This window comes from Blastomonas sp. AAP25 (assembly GCF_001295965.1).
GTDB classification, from domain to species: Bacteria; Pseudomonadota; Alphaproteobacteria; order Sphingomonadales; family Sphingomonadaceae; genus Blastomonas; species Blastomonas fulva.
This window is the reverse complement of record NZ_LJHP01000010.1, coordinates 17,102-32,979: the sequence shown is the minus strand read 5'-3', so window position 1 is coordinate 32,979 and position 15,878 is coordinate 17,102. Positions and strand designations below refer to the sequence as shown.

At 66.2% G+C, this 15,878-nt stretch carries 12 protein-coding genes; 4 read left to right on the top strand and 8 right to left on the bottom strand.

Annotation, left to right across the window (positions count from 1 at the left end; genetic code table 11):
- Positions 1-92 precede the first annotated feature (92 nt).
- From ligD to IP68_RS10040, 7 genes are all read right to left on the bottom strand, one after another.
- On the bottom strand, positions 93-2,570 hold the full coding sequence (gene ligD / locus IP68_RS10070; RefSeq protein ID WP_054134857.1) for a DNA ligase D: 2,478 nt from the start codon (positions 2,568-2,570) through the stop codon (positions 93-95).
- A 1-nt stretch (position 2,571) separates the two neighbouring features.
- Entirely contained in the window at positions 2,572-3,441 is an 870-nt protein-coding gene (locus IP68_RS10065; RefSeq protein WP_054134856.1) for a Ku protein, read from the bottom strand.
- A gap of 88 nt (positions 3,442-3,529) precedes the next feature.
- Positions 3,530-4,231 (bottom strand): VIT family protein, encoded by a 702-nt coding sequence (locus tag IP68_RS10060; RefSeq protein WP_054134855.1) that lies wholly within the window; start codon positions 4,229-4,231, stop codon positions 3,530-3,532.
- 82 nt (positions 4,232-4,313) lie between these two features.
- The gene (locus IP68_RS10055; protein WP_054134876.1) at positions 4,314-5,678 is read right to left on the bottom strand and encodes an efflux transporter outer membrane subunit; all 1,365 of its coding nucleotides are present in this window, start codon (positions 5,676-5,678) and stop codon (positions 4,314-4,316) included.
- 5 nt (positions 5,679-5,683) lie between these two features.
- The gene (locus IP68_RS10050) at positions 5,684-6,805 is read right to left on the bottom strand and encodes an HlyD family secretion protein (protein ID WP_054134854.1); all 1,122 of its coding nucleotides are present in this window, start codon (positions 6,803-6,805) and stop codon (positions 5,684-5,686) included.
- Positions 6,802-8,490 carry an MFS transporter gene (locus tag IP68_RS10045; RefSeq protein ID WP_231683898.1) on the bottom strand — a complete coding sequence of 563 codons (1,689 nt, stop codon included), beginning with the start codon at positions 8,488-8,490 and terminating at the stop codon, positions 6,802-6,804. The genes IP68_RS10050 and IP68_RS10045 overlap by 4 nt, the downstream gene beginning before the upstream one ends.
- A complete protein-coding gene (locus tag IP68_RS10040) occupies positions 8,483-9,121 on the bottom strand; it encodes a TetR/AcrR family transcriptional regulator (protein ID WP_082382272.1) in 639 nt (212 codons plus the stop codon). The genes IP68_RS10045 and IP68_RS10040 overlap by 8 nt, the downstream gene beginning before the upstream one ends.
- 239 nt (positions 9,122-9,360) lie before the next feature.
- Here IP68_RS10040 and IP68_RS10035 point away from each other — a divergent pair, with 239 nt between their 5' ends.
- Both IP68_RS10035 and IP68_RS10030 read left to right on the top strand, forming a co-directional pair.
- A complete protein-coding gene (locus tag IP68_RS10035) occupies positions 9,361-11,679 on the top strand; it encodes a glycosyltransferase family 4 protein (protein WP_054134851.1) in 2,319 nt (772 codons plus the stop codon).
- The gene (locus IP68_RS10030) at positions 11,633-12,943 is read left to right on the top strand and encodes a glycoside hydrolase family 130 protein (protein WP_369814849.1); all 1,311 of its coding nucleotides are present in this window, start codon (positions 11,633-11,635) and stop codon (positions 12,941-12,943) included. The genes IP68_RS10035 and IP68_RS10030 overlap by 47 nt, the downstream gene beginning before the upstream one ends.
- 13 nt (positions 12,944-12,956) lie before the next feature.
- Here the strand turns inward: IP68_RS10030 and IP68_RS10025 are convergent, their stop codons facing one another.
- Positions 12,957-13,835, bottom strand: a complete 879-nt coding sequence (locus IP68_RS10025; protein ID WP_054134849.1) for a LytTR family DNA-binding domain-containing protein — start codon at positions 13,833-13,835, stop codon at positions 12,957-12,959.
- 107 nt (positions 13,836-13,942) lie between these two features.
- Here IP68_RS10025 and IP68_RS10020 point away from each other — a divergent pair, with 107 nt between their 5' ends.
- Together IP68_RS10020 and IP68_RS10015 are read left to right on the top strand one after the other, a co-directional pair.
- On the top strand, positions 13,943-14,410 hold the full coding sequence (locus IP68_RS10020) for a DUF2141 domain-containing protein (protein WP_054134848.1): 468 nt from the start codon (positions 13,943-13,945) through the stop codon (positions 14,408-14,410).
- A complete protein-coding gene (locus tag IP68_RS10015; RefSeq protein WP_197275773.1) occupies positions 14,407-15,861 on the top strand; it encodes a carotenoid oxygenase family protein in 1,455 nt (484 codons plus the stop codon). Before IP68_RS10020 ends, IP68_RS10015 begins: the two co-directional genes overlap by 4 nt.
- Positions 15,862-15,878: the final 17 nt, after the last annotated feature.

Sequence of the window (15,878 nt, the reverse complement as noted above, 5' to 3'; positions counted from 1 at the left end):
GACAGGCCCGGTGGTGTTTTCGTGGCGTGACCATCGCGGTCATTCCGGGAAAAATCAAGGCAAGTCACAGCCTTGGCACGCCGAATGCGCGATCAGTATTCGGGCAGCGCCTGCGCTGCAAATCCCCAGCCCTGAAGGTCGGACCTGCCCGCCCGCTCGAGCAGCAGGCTGCTGTCGTCGATCGTGTACCGGCTCGCGCTCTTCGCTTCTGCCAGCGCTTCCCAGCCGATCGGCACCGCCACCGGCGCATGCGGGCGGGCGCGGGCCGAATAGGGCATCACCGCTGTGCTGCCCCGCTGGTTGCGCAGCCAGTCGATAAAGATCCTGCCCTTGCGCTTGGCCTTGCTCATGGTTGCAACAAAGCGGTCGGGCTTGGCCATACTGAGCGCTTCGGCAAAGTGCCGCGCAAACGCCTTGTGCGCATCCCAGCTGTGCCCGGGATCGAGCGGCACCACCACATGCACGCCCTTGCCGCCGGTGAGCATCGCAAAGCTGACCAGACCCATGTCGGCGAGATGCCCGCGGATATCGAGCGCGGCCTTTCTGACATCGGCAAAATCGAGACCCTCGTCGGGATCGAGATCGAACACCATCCGGTCGGGATGCTCGACCGCCGCAATCTGGCTGCCCCAGCCGTGGAACTCGATCGTCCCCATCTGCACACAGGCCAGCAGCCCGGCGGCATCCTCGACATACAGATAGTCTTCGTGCCCGCCGTCCTTCTCGCGAATGCTGATATGGTGGACATGCTCGCCGAACGAGCCCGAATCATGCTTCTGGAAGAAGCACGCCTTGGCGCGCCCCTGCGGACAGCGCACCAGGCTGATCGGGCGGCGCGCAGCATGCATCACCATGACCGGAGCGACCGCGGCATAATAATCCGCAAGGTCGCCCTTGGTCTTCTTCGCTTCGGGAAAGATGACGCGATCGCGGCTGGTGATCGTGACCACATCATGGTCGGCTGGCGCGGGCCGTGCGACCTCCGGGGTCACATCGCGCGCTGCCTTGTCGCTGCGCAGGCCCAGAAAGCTCGCATGCCGGACCGCTCCGCCCGCGGTGAATTCCGCAAAAGCGATCTCGGCGACAAGCTCGGGTTTCAGCCAGTGCGCATGGCGGGCGGCGGCACCCTCGACGGGCAACGGCGCGGTCTTGCGGGCGAGTTTCGCGAAAGTCCGCGCAAGATCGTCCATGCCATCGGCGCTGAACCCCGTGCCGACATTGCCCTTGTAGACCAATGCATCGCCCTCGTGCTGGGCGAGCAGCAGCGAGGCGAACGGCCGCCCCTTCGCCCTGGAGGGGTTCCAGCCGACGATGACGAACTCCTGGCGGCGGGTGCACTTCACCTTGACCCAGTTGGTCGACCTTTTGCCGGCATAGCCCGATTCGGCGCGCTTGGAGATGATCCCCTCCTGCCCCGCGCTGCACATCGCGGCGTACAGCCTCTCCCCGGCACCGATGACATGATCGGCCACCGCGATCGGCGGGGCGGCATCATGCAGCAGCGCTTCGAGCCGTTCCTTGCGCTCGAGATTGCCCAGCGTGGTCAACGACTTGCCGTCCTGCTCGATCAGGTCGAAGGCGAAGAACTGCAATTCGGTCTTTGCGTCCTGCGCGCCCTTGCCGCGTTTGAGAACGGCCTGCAGCGCAGAGAAATCGGGGTTGCCGTTGGCGTCGAACGCGACGATCTCGCCATCGATCAGGCAGGGCGGAAGATCGAGCGCGGCGATGTGGGCGACCAGCGGCGCAAACTTGTCGGTCCAGTCCAGTCCGTTGCGCGTGTAGATGCGGACGTCGCTGCCCGCTGCGGCGACGGCGGCGCGATAGCCGTCATACTTGATCTCGTGGATCCAGTCGTGCCCGGCAGGGACGGCATCGACCAATGTCGCCAGCTGCAGGGCACGGAACTTGGGCGGCGTGCCCTTGGACCGGCGTTTGGATGCGGGTTTGGCCGTGCTGGCAGGCTTTGCGCCCAAGTCTGGTTTCAGGCCTTCTTCCCCCGCAGCGATCTGCGCCATCGTCCGGTCGCTGAGAACGCTGGTGAGCGCGCGGCCAACCAGATCATCCGTGCCGCCGGCCCATCTGTCGGCGATCTTGCGCAGCAGCCAGTTCTCGCGCTTCTCGCCGGGGCGCGGCTTCATCCGCACCAGCAGCCATTCGCCCTTCATCCGCTGGCCGTCGAGCTTGAAGTGGAGATGCCCCTCCTCGATGTCGTGCGCGCTTTTTCCGGCGATCGGTGCCCAGCTGCCGGTGTCCCACAGCATCACCGTGCCGCCGCCATAGGCACCCTGGGGGATCACGCCTTCGAAATCGGCGTACGACATCGGATGGTCCTCGGTGCGCACCGCCAGCCTTTTGTCTTCAGGATTGGCGCTGGGCCCCTTGGTGACCGCCCAGCTCTTGAGCACGCCGTCGATCTCGAGCCGCAGATCGAAGTGCAGCCGCGTGGCATCGTGCTTCTGCACGATGAAGCGGTTGCCTGCGGCCTTCGACACCTTGCCGGTGGGCTCAGGCGTCCGCTTGAAATCGCGCTTGGCGTTATAGTCGGCAAGCAGATCGGCAGCCTTAGCCATGTCAGGCCCGCTTGCGCGCCGGCGCCTTCTTCGCCGGGGTCTTGGTGGTGGCTACGTCCTTTTTGGGGGCAGGCTTCTTCTTGCCGTCGACCGAGGCCTTGAGCGCTGCCATCAGATCGATGACATTCGATCCCTTGGCGCCGACATCGGGCTCCTCGACATCCTCGAGCACCCGCTTGCCCTTGGCCTTGGCCTTTTTGGCGATCACCCGCTTGAGCGCATCGACATAGTGGTTTTCATAATCGCTGGCGTCGAACTCCCCGGACTTGTTGCCGATCAATGTTTCGGCCAGATCGAGCAGGTCGCTGTCGGGCTTGGCCGAACCGACCTCGCGGAAATAGTCCGCTGCCTTGTTCACTTCATCGGCATAGCGCAGCACTTCGAGGATCAGCCCGCGGCCGCAGGGGCGCAGCGCCACCAATTGTTCCTGCCCGCGCAACGACAGCTGACCCAGCCCAACCTTCTTGGTCCGCTTCAGCGCCTCGCGCAGCACGATATAGGCTTCTTCGGCAAGCTCGTCGGCGGGCACCACATAATAGGGCTTGGTGTAATACAGCACGTCGATGGCATTGCTGTCGACGAACTGGACAAGCTCGAGCGTCCGCTTGCTCTCGAGCTTCACCGCCGCGATCTCCTCGTCGTCGAGCAGCACGTAATTGCCCTTGGACAGCTCGAAACCCTTGACGATATCGTCGTGATCGATCGCCCCGATGCCGGGAACGACCTTCTCGTATTTGACCGGCTTGCCACTGGGCTCGTGGATCTGGCGGAAGCTGACAGCGGCCCCGGATTTGGTGGCCGAATAGATCTCGACGGGGATGGACACCAGCGCGAGGCGGATATGTCCTTTCCAATAGGCACGTGCAGCCATGGTGACCTCGCAATGACGTAAAACGCACATATGCGCGAGTGTGCTACAGGTTCCGTCCGGGCAGATGACAGGCCCGGGGCCGAAGCGATCAGACCGCCGCGCCCACCACTCTGCCGATGCCTGCAGTCAGTGCCATGGCGATCGCGCCCCAGATGGTCACCCGCGCACTCGCGCGCCACAGCGATGCGCCGCCAGCCCCGGCCCCGATCGCGCCGAGCGCCGCGAGAAACAGCAGCGAGGCGACCGCGACCGCCAGCGTCACGCTGGCTTGCGGCGCGATCATCGCGGCGGCCAGCGGCAGCGCAGCACCCACCGAGAAGGTCGCAGCCGATGTCAGCGCGGCCTGCACCGGGCGAGCGGTGGTGAAGGCGGAGATGCCCAGCTCGTCACGGGCATGCGCGCCGAGCGCATCGTGCGCCATCAGCTGGCGGGCGACGATCCCTGCGGTTTCGGCATCGAGCCCGCGGCCCATATAGATGCCCGCAAGCTCCTCGATCTCGGCATCGACGTCGCTTGCCAGCTCGCCGCGTTCGCGTTCGATATCGGCGGTCTCGGTATCCTGCTGCGAGCTGACCGACACGTATTCGCCCGCCGCCATCGACATCGCGCCCGCCACCAGCCCGGCAGCGCCCGCGATCAGCACATCGGAGGAGGCGGCAGACGCCGCCGCCACCCCGATGATCAGGCTGGCGGTCGAGACGATGCCGTCATTGGCGCCCATCACTGCGGCGCGCAGCCAGCCGATGCGCGAGACCAGATGGCGTTCGGAATGATCGTGCAGTCTGCTCATGGTCGGTGCCCTTCCGGCGCGGCGCTGGTCTCGGCGCCTGCCTGGCAGGCGCTATAGATCATCGCAGAGCGAGATGCTGCCGTTATTCCGGCGCCCCCCCGACCGCCTGGTACAGGCCGACCAGGCTCGAAAGCTCGTCGGCCCGTGTCTGGATCAGCGAAAGCTCCACGCTGAGCAGCGCCCGCTGCGCATCGACCTGCTCGATATAGGTCGTATAGCCTGCACGATAGCGGTTCGAAGCATGCCGCAGCGCGTCGGCCACCGCTGCGCGCTGCGCCTGCAATGCGGTTTCCTGGTCGCCCAGATTGGCAAGCACCGCCATGCGGTCCTCTACCTCGCGAAAGGCATTGAGCACGGTCGAAAGATACGCCCAGGCCGCCTGATCGCGCTGCGCGGTCGCGCCCTCGAGCTGCGCGGTCAGCCGGCCACCCTGGAAGATGGGAGCCAGGATGCTGCCGCCCAGCGACCAGATTCCGATCGGGTCTGCCAGCAGGTCCGACACCGCCAGCCCCGCGCTGGCACCGAGATTGATCGAGGGCATGAACTGCGCCCGGGCGGCGCGCATCTGGGCATCGCCTGCTGCAATGCGAAATTCGGCAGCAGCCACATCGGGTCGGCGGCGGAGCAGTTCGGATGGGAGCGTCGACGGGGGCGCGGGAATGCGCAGCTGGTAAAGCGTGCCGCCGCGCGAAATGGCACCGGGCAGCTCGCCGGTAAGCACCGAGAGCATGTTTTCCTGCCGCGCGATCTGGGCCTTCAGCTGCGGCACAAGCTGAACGGTCGCCTGATATTCTGCCTCGGCCTGGCGCAGTTCGAGCTGCGAGGTATAGCCGACTTCGGCGCGGTCGCGGGCGAACTTGAGCGCCTGCTGGCGAGCCTCGACGGTCTCGTCGAGCACCACCAGCCGGGCATCGAGCGCCAGCAGGGTGATATAGCCGTTGGCGGTCGCCGCTGCGACCGACAGCCGCGCCGCCTCTTCACTGGCCTCGCTCGCCGCGACATTGGCCTCGGCGGCATCGACACGCGCGGCGTTCTTGCCGAACAGGTCGATCTCGTAGCTCGCGCGAAACGCCGGTTGCGCGACGATCTGGTCCAGCCCCTGGCCGAAGGGCGAGACCTCCCGCCGCACCGCGCCATCCACCCCGACCCCGAGCGTGGGCAGCAGGAACGCGCGCGAGCCGCGTTCGGTGGCGCGCGCTTCCTCGACCCGCGCCGCAGCGATCCTGACATCGGGATTGGCGAGGCGTGCCTTTTCGACCAGCGCCGACAGCTGCGGATCGCCAAAACCCTGCCACCATTGCGCTTCGACTGGCGCGGTCACGCCAAGCTGCGTGCGCCACTGGGCAGGCGCGCTCACCGATGCCGCCATCGGAGCATCTTGCAGCGCAGGAGCACAGGCGCCAAGCAGCAACAGGCCGGAGAGGGCCGCGAGAAGCACTGGACGCATCGCCGTCACTCCCCGGTGTGCACGGTTGCGATGACCGACATGCCCGGGCCCAGCCGCCTGGCGGGCTTCTGGCCGGGATCGAGCACGATCCGCACCGCGATCCGCTGCGGCACCTTGACGAAATTTCCCGCCCCGGTGTCGGGCTTGACGATGCTGAACTCGCTGCTTGCGGCGGGCGAGACGCTCTGCACGCGCCCGGTCAGCCGGGTGCCGCCCAGCGCATCGACCTCGAGCGTCGCGCGCTGGCCGACCGCCATCTTCTCGGTCTGGGCTTCCTTGAAATTGGCGACCACCCAAAGTTCGTCGGGGACGATGTACATCAATTGCGTCCCGGCGCTGACCAGCTGGCCTTCGCGCGCGGTGATCTCGCTCAGCCTGCCCGAGCGGGGTGCGCGGATTTCGGTGCGCGACAGTTCGAACGCCGCCAGATCGCGCGATGCCTGCGCGCCTGCCACCTGTGCCTCGAGCGCGCCGCGCCCGACGCTGACCGAGCGGATGTTCTCTGCCGCGATCGCTCGCTGCGCTTCGGCCTGGCGGACGCCGGCCTGCGCCTGGCGCAACGCGGCGAGCGCCTGGTCGCGCTCGCGCAGCGAGACCGAGCCTTCATCGACGAGCTCGCCGATGCGCTTCATGTCCGCCTGCGCCTTCAGATAGCCCGCCTGCGCGCTGGCGACCGAGGCATCCTGCAGCCTGAGCTGCGCCTGGGCGGACCGGAGGCTCTGCTCGCTGTTGGCCAAAGTCGCCTGTTGCGCGGCAATGTTGGCCGCGCCCTGCTGGACCTTCTCGCGATAGGGTGTGGCATCGATGCGCGCCAGCAGCTGGCCCTTTTCGACCCTCTGGAAATCGGCGACCCCGACTTCGACCAGATAGCCTGCGACCTGCGGGCTGACGATGGTCGTGCGCCCGCGCACATAGGAGTTGTTGGTGGTCTCGTCCCCCCCGGCAAAGGGCGGCAGGCCCCAGGCAAAGAGCGCCGCCAGCACACCCAGGACGATCAGAACCAGCGCCACGCCCACGCGCTGACGCGACACCTGCGGCGACCAGCCCTTTTCGGGCTGCGCCAGGGGGGCTTCGGTTTCAGTTGCCTTGGGCGCCGTGTCCTGCGGCGGAAGAGTGGAGGCTGTCATGGGTTCGTCCTTGCGCGCATGGCCTCGATAAAGGCCAGTTCCTTGGCGAGCGGATTGCGCCCGCGAATCTTGTTGATCACCCAGGGCACGAGCAGCGCGACGAAGGTGATCGCCGAGAGCGTGCCGATGAGAAAGAAGACGTCGTTGAAGGCAAGCACCGCCGCCTCGCGCCCGATCTGCTGCGATATGCTGGCAGCTGTGGTCTGCTGCACCAGCGCCGGGTCCTGCTGCAGCGGCGCGGTGCGCTGCGCGACATTGGAGACCGCCTGCGAAAGCTGCGCGTTGCCCAGCGCCAGCGTCGTCCCGGCATCGATCAGATGCGTCTTCAGCCGGATCGTGTGAAACGCAGAGAGCAACGCGATACCGGCCAGACCGCCGACCGATTGCGACAGCGAGAAGATCGCGATGAAGCTGATGATGTAGTTCTGCCCTGCGGCAAGCGCCCTGAGCATGCCCTGCATCAGCACCGGCCCCATCGCGAACACCGCTGCAAAGGCGATCGCGGCCTGCGACAGATACAGGTCCTGCGGGCGGGTCATCACACCCGCACGGGTATCGGCAAAGGCGGCGACACAGATCACCAGCACGGCAAACAGCACCGGCCGTGCGAGGTCCTTGGGATCGAGCCGGATGACCGAGAGCACCACGCCGGCGACCGTCGCGCCGGTGAGCACCCAGAAATAGCCGGTCAGCTGCTCGTTGCCATAGCCCAGCGCCACGAACATCCCGCTGGCGCCGAAACCCTGTTCGGCGACCAGAATGCGCACCGTCGCACCGATCGCCGCAATTCCCAGGATCGCCCGGCTGGACAGCCAGCTCAGATCGAGCATGGGGCTCTTGCGGTTGGCCTCGATCAGCAGGCAGCCGCCCAGGCCGATGATCGCCAGCGCGGCGGCATAGCCCAGCCAGGGAGCGTCCCACCACTGGATCCGCCCCTGGATCAGGAACGCGCACAGCGATGCCACGCCCAGCACGAACAGCGCGATGCTGGGGATGTCGAGCTTCTCGAAGGTCAGCTTGCGCACCCCGGGCGGGAGGCGCAGCAGATAAACCAGCCCCAGCCCGAGCAGCGACAGCGCAAACTGGAACTGGAAGACGCGGTCGATATCGCCATCCACCAGCAGCGCGGGCGACAGCGCGCGGGTGAGCGGAAAGGCGATCTGGGTGAGGCCAAGCGACAGCACCAGCCCCACCGTGCGCAGCGCGGGCGGAAGGCCCTGCATCAGATAGTAGATGGTCAGCGCAGACAGGCCGCTGGCGGCGATCCCGGCGACGGCGCGTGCGCCAAGCTCGGCATGATAGCCCGGCCCGATCAGCTGCACCAGATTGGCGGTCACCAGCCCCGCCATCGCCCAGCGCACGAACAGCTGGATGCCGAATTCCTGCCGCACCCGGAACAGCAGCATGCTCATCGAGGCGTAGGTCGCGTAGAACGCCACCGTCATCCAGCCGGCTTCGACCGGGGTGAGCGCAAACTCGGCCTGCAGCGCGGACGTGTTGGCGAGCTGAAATCCGTTCTGCGCCCCGCCCACCAGGCCGATGAAGATACCGATGGCGAGATACGCCGCCCGCCGCCTCGCAGGGTGGTCGGGGTTGGCGGGCGACCCCGGCAGAATAGGCATCTCGTGCGGTTTGAACGCATAGCCATCCGCAGCGTCGACCAGAGGGCGCGGGGTCTCAGCCACAGCGCAGCGCCGCATCGATCAGCGTGGCCTCGAGCGCCCCGGCAAAGGCGTGCTCGTCGCCGACACCTGTCACCAGCGTTGCCAGCCGCTCCCGCCGGGCGACGGCGCTGGCAGCCGAATAGATGAAAGTGGCGACCCGGAACTGGAGATAGGCCTGCTCACCGGGACACTCGGCCACTGCCGCTTGCGCCAGATCGTAAAAGCGCTGGTGCAAGGGCCCCGAAAGCTCGCGCAGCAGCCACTCGGCACGGACCGTGTCGGTGGTGGTGTCGCGCAGGATAAGCCGCGGAACTTCGGGATGCGCCAGCAGATGCGCCACATAGGTCGCCATCGCGTTCTTCAGATCGGCGCGCGGATCGGCGGCGCCTGCCTTGTCCCTGGCCGCCGCTGCACCCAGAGCATCGTGCAGATCGGACGCGGCGCTTGCGACAATCGCCTTCCACAGCCCCAGCTTGCTGCCGAAATGATAGGAGACCAACGCGACATCGACCCCTGCATCGGCGGCGATCTCGCGCAGCGGTGTCGCCTCATAGCCCTGCCTGGCAAAGCGCAGCATGGCGGACGTCTCCAGCGCCTTGCGGCCCTGGCGAGCATCATCCCTGGGTCTGCCGGCGCCTTGTCTGCGTGCCATGAGCGAATCCTGCGTGCGGTGCGAGCGAGGTCGTCGCGCCTATTTCAACACCCGTTGAATACGTCGCCAGCCCTTCGAGGTTCCCGCACAGGCCCGAAAATTATAACATGGGTTAATCTTGAGGCGCGATTTGGTTGCGAGGCCGTGCAATCGGTCGAAAATCGAACGTTATCCGCATCGGCACGGGCAACGTTTTGTGCAGCGCAGCGTAACCATCCTGACATCTCAGGAGGCGCAGCATGTTTTTTGCCCATGGGTCCAAGGGCGAGGACCAGCATAGTTCGACAATCGTCTCGTTTCCCCGTCGCCAGGCCCAGCGCTGCGTCACGATCATCAGCACCTATCCGCCCCGCAAATGCGGGCTTGCAACCTTTGCGGCCGATGTCGTCGAGCAGGTCGGCGCGCATTTCGATAACGTGAAGTTCAACATCTGGGCGATGACCAATGGCGATGCCGCCATCCCCGAGGGCGTGAACGCAATCTGCAGCAGTGATGTCGAAAGCCATCGCACCGCGGCAGCCGCAATCAACGCCACCACCACCGATGCAGTTTGGGTGCAGCACGAGTTCGGGATCTATGGCGGTCCCGACGGCGAGATGATCATCGATCTGGTCGACCGGATCGCAGCCCCGCTCATCGTCACCTTCCACACCGTGCTCGAGGACCCTTCGGACAACCAGCGGCGGATCATCGACCATCTTGTCAGCAGGGCATCAAGGATCATGGTGATGAGCCCCCTGTCGCGCGACCGGCTGACCGAGCGGCATCATGCGCCGCACGAGATCATCGACGTGATCGAGCACGGCGCACCCGACCGTCCGTTCGGTCGGGAACAGCAGTTCAAGGCCGAACGCGGGCTGGGCGATCGCCCGGTGCTCACCACCTTCGGCCTGCTCGGCCGCGGCAAGGGGCTTGAAGCCGTGATCGAGGCGCTGCCTGCCATCCTGCGCAGCAACCCCGACATCTGCTATCGCATCGTCGGAGCGACGCATCCCAATCTGGTCGCCAGTGAGGGCGAGCGCTATCGCGAAGAGCTGATGCAGCGCGCCGAACAGCTGGGCGTGGCGCACGCCATCGAATGGGAAAACAGGTTTCTGAGCACCGATGAGCTGCTCGACCAGCTCGAGGCCTGCGACATCTACCTCACGCCCTATCCCAACCTCCAGCAATCGACGAGCGGTACGCTGAGCTACGCCGTTGCACTCGGCAAGGCGGTTGTGTCGACGCCGTACATCCACGCCCGCGAGCTGCTCGCCGATGGGGTGGGCGTGCTGATCGAGCCGCAATCGGTATCGGGAATCGCCGACGCTGTCTGCTCGCTGCTGGCCGACCCCGGCACGCTGGCGGCGCAGAAGCTGCGCGCCTATGATCGCGGCAGGCAGACCATCTGGCCGCGCTTTGCAGAAGCGGTCGAGCAGATGATCGAGCAGACCGTCGCGCGCCCGCTTTCCAAGACCGCGCTGGTGCAGCCAAGCTTTGACGGTGTCCGCCGGATGAGCGATTCAACCGGAATGTTCCAGCACGCGCTCGGGATGATCCCCGATCGCAGGCACGGCTATTGCCTTGATGACAACGTCCGGGCGCTGATGCTCCTCAATGTCACCACCGCAATCGGTACCAGCGAGCAGACCGATCGCTCGACGGTCTGTGCGTCGTTCATCCAGCATGCCTGGAACCCCGACAAGGGTCTCTTCCGCAATTTCATGGGATTTGATCGAAGCTGGCTCGAGGATTTCGGATCGGAAGATTCGAACGGCCGGACCGTCTGGTCGCTGGCGCACACCGCGGTGAACAACCCCAACAGGGAGATCCGCGAATGGGCAACCCGTCTGTATGACGAGGTTCTGGATCATTGCGCCAGCCTGGACAGCCCCCGGACGCTGGCGTTTATCACCCTGGGCGCTTCTGCCATGCTCCAGGTCCGGCCCGCGCATGGCCCGTCGTTGCGCGCAGCCGAACGCGGCGCCGGGATCCTCGCGCATCTTGCGGGGCAGTCCCGCCGTCCCGACTGGACCTGGTTCGAAGCGATGCTCGCTTATGACAACCCGCGCATGCCCCAGGCGCTGATCGCGGCAGGAATGGCGCTTGGCCGCAACGACTGGCTTGAGATCGGGCTCGATACGCTGCGCTGGATCTGCGAGCGGCAGATCGCCGCTGCCGGTCATTTCCGTCCCATCGGATCGGAAGGGTTCGGCCAGGATTATGGCCATATGCCGTTCGACCAGCAGCCGCTCGAGGCGCAGGCCGCGCTGGATGCGTGCGCTGCGGCATTTGCGGCAGACGGCGGGCCGCATTGGCGCCGCTACGGGCTGGCCGCGTGGAACTGGTTCTTCGGTGCCAACGACAGGGGCGAGGTTCTGGCAGATCCGGTCAGCGGACTGTGCAGGGATGGCCTGAACCCGCGGGGCGCCAATCTGAACTGCGGCGCTGAAAGCATATTGGCGTTTCAACTCGGTTATCATTCCATGCTAGCGCTCGTGCCAGATGAAGGCCAGCATTCGGGAGACGCGGTTGAAAAGCTCAAGAAACAGGTATCGCGGGCCCTTGCATATCCATGACCTGAGACTGAGCGCCGACCCGTCGCGGGTCGTGCTGCGCCCGTTCCATCTGACCTGGCAAGCCCAGCAGGCCGAAGACAACCGTGCATTGAAGCTGGTTGAGAACATCACCTCGCTCGGCGAAGACGAGGTCACTGCGGAATACGGAAAGGTGCTTGCCGATTTCAAGGATCGGCACTGGCAGACCGAAGCGATGTTCGCCGAGCGGTGGCAGGAGGTGCACGCAGCCCTGGGCCTTGGCCAGGCCGACTTCTCGCCTGCGCGGCAGAAGCTGATCGGGGCGTATTTCTGTCACGAATATGCCTATGCCGCAGCCGCGCTGATGAACCCTTCGATCGTCCCGCATCCCGATCAGAGCGGGTGCGAAAGCGGTGCGGTGCGGTTCATCATGTCGCTGCGTGCAGTGGGTGAAGGCCATATCAGTTCGATCGCCTTCCGCGAGGGCATCGCATCGGCGAGCGGCGGCATCGATCTGTGGCCGCAGAGCTCGTGGGCGACCTCGGTCGAGCTGGACAATGCCAGCCTGACCGACGGCGACAGCGCCGTGACCGTGCATCGCCATGCGGACAGCAGCCTTTCCAACACCGTGATCTTTCCCGTGACCGAGCAGCAACGCAACGGGCTGGAAGACCTGAGGCTCGTGCGCTTTCGGCACGACGACGGCAGCTATGAGTGGATCGGAACCTATACCGCCTATTCGGGCGCGACCATCCGGTCGGAGCTGCTTCGCACCACCGACTTCAAGCAGTTCGTGCTCGAGCCCATCGAAGGCAAGGCCGGCAGAAACAAGGGCATGGCGCTGTTCCCCGAGAAGATCGGGGGGCAATATGCGATGATCGGACGGCAGGACGGCAAGAACCTGTTCCTGCTCCAGAGCCCGCGGGTGGATTGCTGGGAAGACGAAGGCCGCCTGATCATGGAGCCTGAATTCCCCTGGGAATTCATCCAGATCGGCAACTGCGGGAGCCCGATCCGCACGCCGCATGGCTGGCTGCTGTTGACCCATGGCGTGGGCGCGATGCGCAAATACGCGCTTGGCTGCGCGCTGCTCGATCTCGACGACCCCTCGAAGGTTATCGCGCGCACCACCCAGCCGCTGCTTACCGCCGAGAATGCGGACCGGTCGGGCTATGTGCCCAACGTGATCTATACCTGCGGCGCGATGCTGCTGGAGGACCAGCTGGTCATTCCCTATGGCATTTCGGACAGCTCGGTAGGGTTCGCCAACATATCGCTGGACGACCTGCTCAAGACCATGCGGTGATGCGCAGGGCGTGTCAGGAGCCTTGCGAGAACCAGCCACTGCCCTTCAGTCGCTGTTGCATCGCCCGGCTGACCGGCACCTGCAGCCCCGAGGACAGATCGAGCATCATGCGGCCTGCGCGCTGACCGCCTGAGGTCACCGCGGCGCGTGCGACCCACCAGCTGCGGTGGACCCGCGCCCCCGGCGCATCGTCCAGCAAGGCGCAGGCATCGGTCATCCGCATCAGCACCAGATTGCTTCCCGCATCGGTATGGACGCGCAGATAATGGTCTTCGGCCTCGATCGCCAGCAGCCTGGCGCTGCGCAGATTGACCGGCAGCTTTTCGGCCAGCAAGGGCGGGATCGCCGGAGCACCTTCGGGCTGGGGACTTTCGGGCTGGGCGCTCTGGCTCGGGACCGGCTGTGCGGCATCCGGGAGAGCCATGGCGGGTTGAAGGGCGGGCGCCCTGGGCTGGATATCGGCATTGGCGAGATAGTTGATCGCGGTCAGCACCAGCGTGATCAGCAGCACCGCCAGCCAGAACTGGAGCACCAGCATCGGCGTGATCATCTCCACGCCGAAGAACAGCGCGCTCACCACGATCACGATGAAGCTGTGCGGGAGCGACACCAGCAGCGCCACCAGCGCGATCTCCAGCCAGCGTCGCGATTCCAGGCCGCCCCAGCTGCGCACCAGCGCCGACACCCCAATCCCCAGGAACGATCCCGGCATGATGACCGCGGCCCAATAGGCAAGGCGAAGGCCCAGCGGGGCCTCGCCTGTGCCAAGCGCGCCGAGATAGGCCAGAACCGCCGCAGCCGCCGCCGCGATTCCAAGCCCGCGAAACGCTTGCGCCTGCAGGGAAAATGCATTTGGCGAAGCGCGAACTGCAGAGGCTTCGTTCTCACGCATCAAGGCTCGCAACTCACGTATCCAGGGAAGACGGACGGGTGATAGCCGGGGCAGGAGGAACCGGTCAATGGCGGCACCGCCGTCATCACCCTCAGGAGACCCGACCCATGAAGACCTTTTTCGCGATCGCAGCGCTTGCGGCAGCCGGCATGGCCAGCGCGCAGGCGCCGCAGCCACAGGCCCCGCAGATGGCCGCCGCCAACCCCAGCGCCAGCGCCAGCCTCACCATCCGGTTCGAACAGATCACCGCTCCGACCGGCCGGATCCTGATGAGTGTCTATGACAGCGAGACAGCGCACGACAAGGGCGGCAAGCCCGCACGGGTGGGCATGGTCGAGGTCGACGGTGCCACCGCCACGCTGACGCTCACCGGTCTTGCGCCGGGCCGCTATGCGATCAAGGTGTTCCACGATGTCGATGGCGATGGCCAGATGAAGATGAACCCCTTCGGCATGCCGCTCGAACCCTTTGCCTTTTCCAATGGAGCAAGGCCCGAAGGCGGGCCAGCGCTGTGGAGAGCGGCGAGCTTTGACGTGCCGGCAGGGGCCAGCGAAACCCGGATCAGCTTCCGGTGACCGCCGCCAGCCTCAACCGCCGCGATCTTCTGCTGCGCGGAGGCCTTGCCACCGCCGGCGCCATGCTGCCCGGCTGGGCCGGCACCGCGATGGCGGCGACGCAAGCCCCGGCGCTGCCCGACTGGACGCTGGGCGTGGGCGACATCCTGTCGGACATCGCGCCGCAGCCGCTGGTGCGCGTCTCGGGCCGCGCACCGGCGCTCAAGGGCACGCTCTACCGCAATGGCCCCGCGCGCTTCCGGCGCGGCGCGAGCGCGGTCGGACACTGGTTCGATGGCGACGGGCTGGTGCGCGCCTGGCGGGTGAACGGCGACAAGGCGAGCCTTGCAGCGCGGTTCGTCGACACCCCCAAGCGCCGCCTCGAAGAGCAGCTCGGCCGCATCGTCCAGCCCGGCTTCGGCACGCCAGCAGGGCCGGGCGCGAGTGTCGGCAGTCCGGACGATACCAACCCGGCCAACACCCATGTGATCGCCGCAGGTGGCCGCCTGCTGGCGCTGTGGGAGGCAGGGTCCGCCACCGCGATCGACCCGGAAACACTGGCGACGCAGGGCATGGTGACCTTTCGCGACGATCTCGCCCGGATGCCGTTCCTCGCGCATCCGCGGATCGAGCCTTCGGGGCAGATCTGGAACATCGGGTCGGGCGGCGACAGCGCCTATGTCTGGAGGCTCTCGGCCGATGGCAGTTTCGAGGCGGGTCAGGCCATCGCGCTGCCGATGGCAAGCTATATGCACGACTTCACCGCCACCGCCCGGCACCTCGTCATCCTGTGCCAGCCCTGGGTATCGGACCAGGCCCGCCTGCCGTTCTCGCAGAGCATGAGCTGGCGCCCCGAGCGCGGATCGCGGGTGCTGGTTCTGGACAAGGACGACCTCTCGCGCCGCCGCGAATACGAGCTGCCGCCATTGTTCTTCTTCCATCTGGGCGATGCCTGGGAGGAGGCCGACGGCACCATCCGCTTCGATGGCTGTTTCCACGCCGACCCGACCTTCGCGTTGCTGGGCGCGCCGGGGCTGGTCGAGGGGCGGCACGAATATTCAGAGAGGCCCGAGCTCACCCTTGTGACGCTGCACCCCGATGGTCGCGCCGACATGAAGGCTGCAGGGATTTCCGCCGAGTTCCTGCGCAGCGCGCCAGAGACTGCTGGCCTTCTGCGCCACCAGACCATCCATGTCGGAGGCTATCGCACCGACCGCCCCTTCGCGCGCAGCATCGGCATCTGGGACTGGCGGTCCGGCCGCGACGACAGCTTCGATTTCGGTGCCCGCCAGCTGGTGGAGGAGTTCGTCCCCGCAGGCCGCCACCTGATCGGCACCACGCTCAACCTCGACGCGCGCGCGACCGAGCTGCACGTGTTCGACGCCCGCAAGGTTGCCGACGGCCCGGTGGTCACCTGGCGCAGCACCGTCCCGCTGCCGCTGAGCTTCCACGGCAGCTGGGTTTCGGGCTGACGCAAGCGGGGAGCACC

Bases quoted from the DNA above. Each gene is read 5' to 3' on its own strand.
- IP68_RS10020 (WP_054134848.1), top strand. From the start codon at position 13,943: ATGAAGACCTTTTTCGCGATCGCAGCGCTTGCGGCAGCCGGCATGGCC.
- IP68_RS10060 (WP_054134855.1), bottom strand. From the start codon at position 4,231: ATGAGCAGACTGCACGATCATTCCGAACGCCATCTGGTCTCGCGCATC.
- ligD (WP_054134857.1), bottom strand. From the start codon at position 2,570: ATGGCTAAGGCTGCCGATCTGCTTGCCGACTATAACGCCAAGCGCGAT.
- IP68_RS10035 (WP_054134851.1), top strand. From the start codon at position 9,361: ATGTTTTTTGCCCATGGGTCCAAGGGCGAGGACCAGCATAGTTCGACA.
- IP68_RS10065 (WP_054134856.1), bottom strand. From the start codon at position 3,441: ATGGCTGCACGTGCCTATTGGAAAGGACATATCCGCCTCGCGCTGGTG.
- IP68_RS10040 (WP_082382272.1), bottom strand. From the start codon at position 9,121: ATGGCACGCAGACAAGGCGCCGGCAGACCCAGGGATGATGCTCGCCAG.
- IP68_RS10025 (WP_054134849.1), bottom strand. From the start codon at position 13,835: ATGCGTGAGAACGAAGCCTCTGCAGTTCGCGCTTCGCCAAATGCATTT.
- IP68_RS10055 (WP_054134876.1), bottom strand. From the start codon at position 5,678: ATGCGTCCAGTGCTTCTCGCGGCCCTCTCCGGCCTGTTGCTGCTTGGC.
- IP68_RS10050 (WP_054134854.1), bottom strand. From the start codon at position 6,805: ATGACAGCCTCCACTCTTCCGCCGCAGGACACGGCGCCCAAGGCAACT.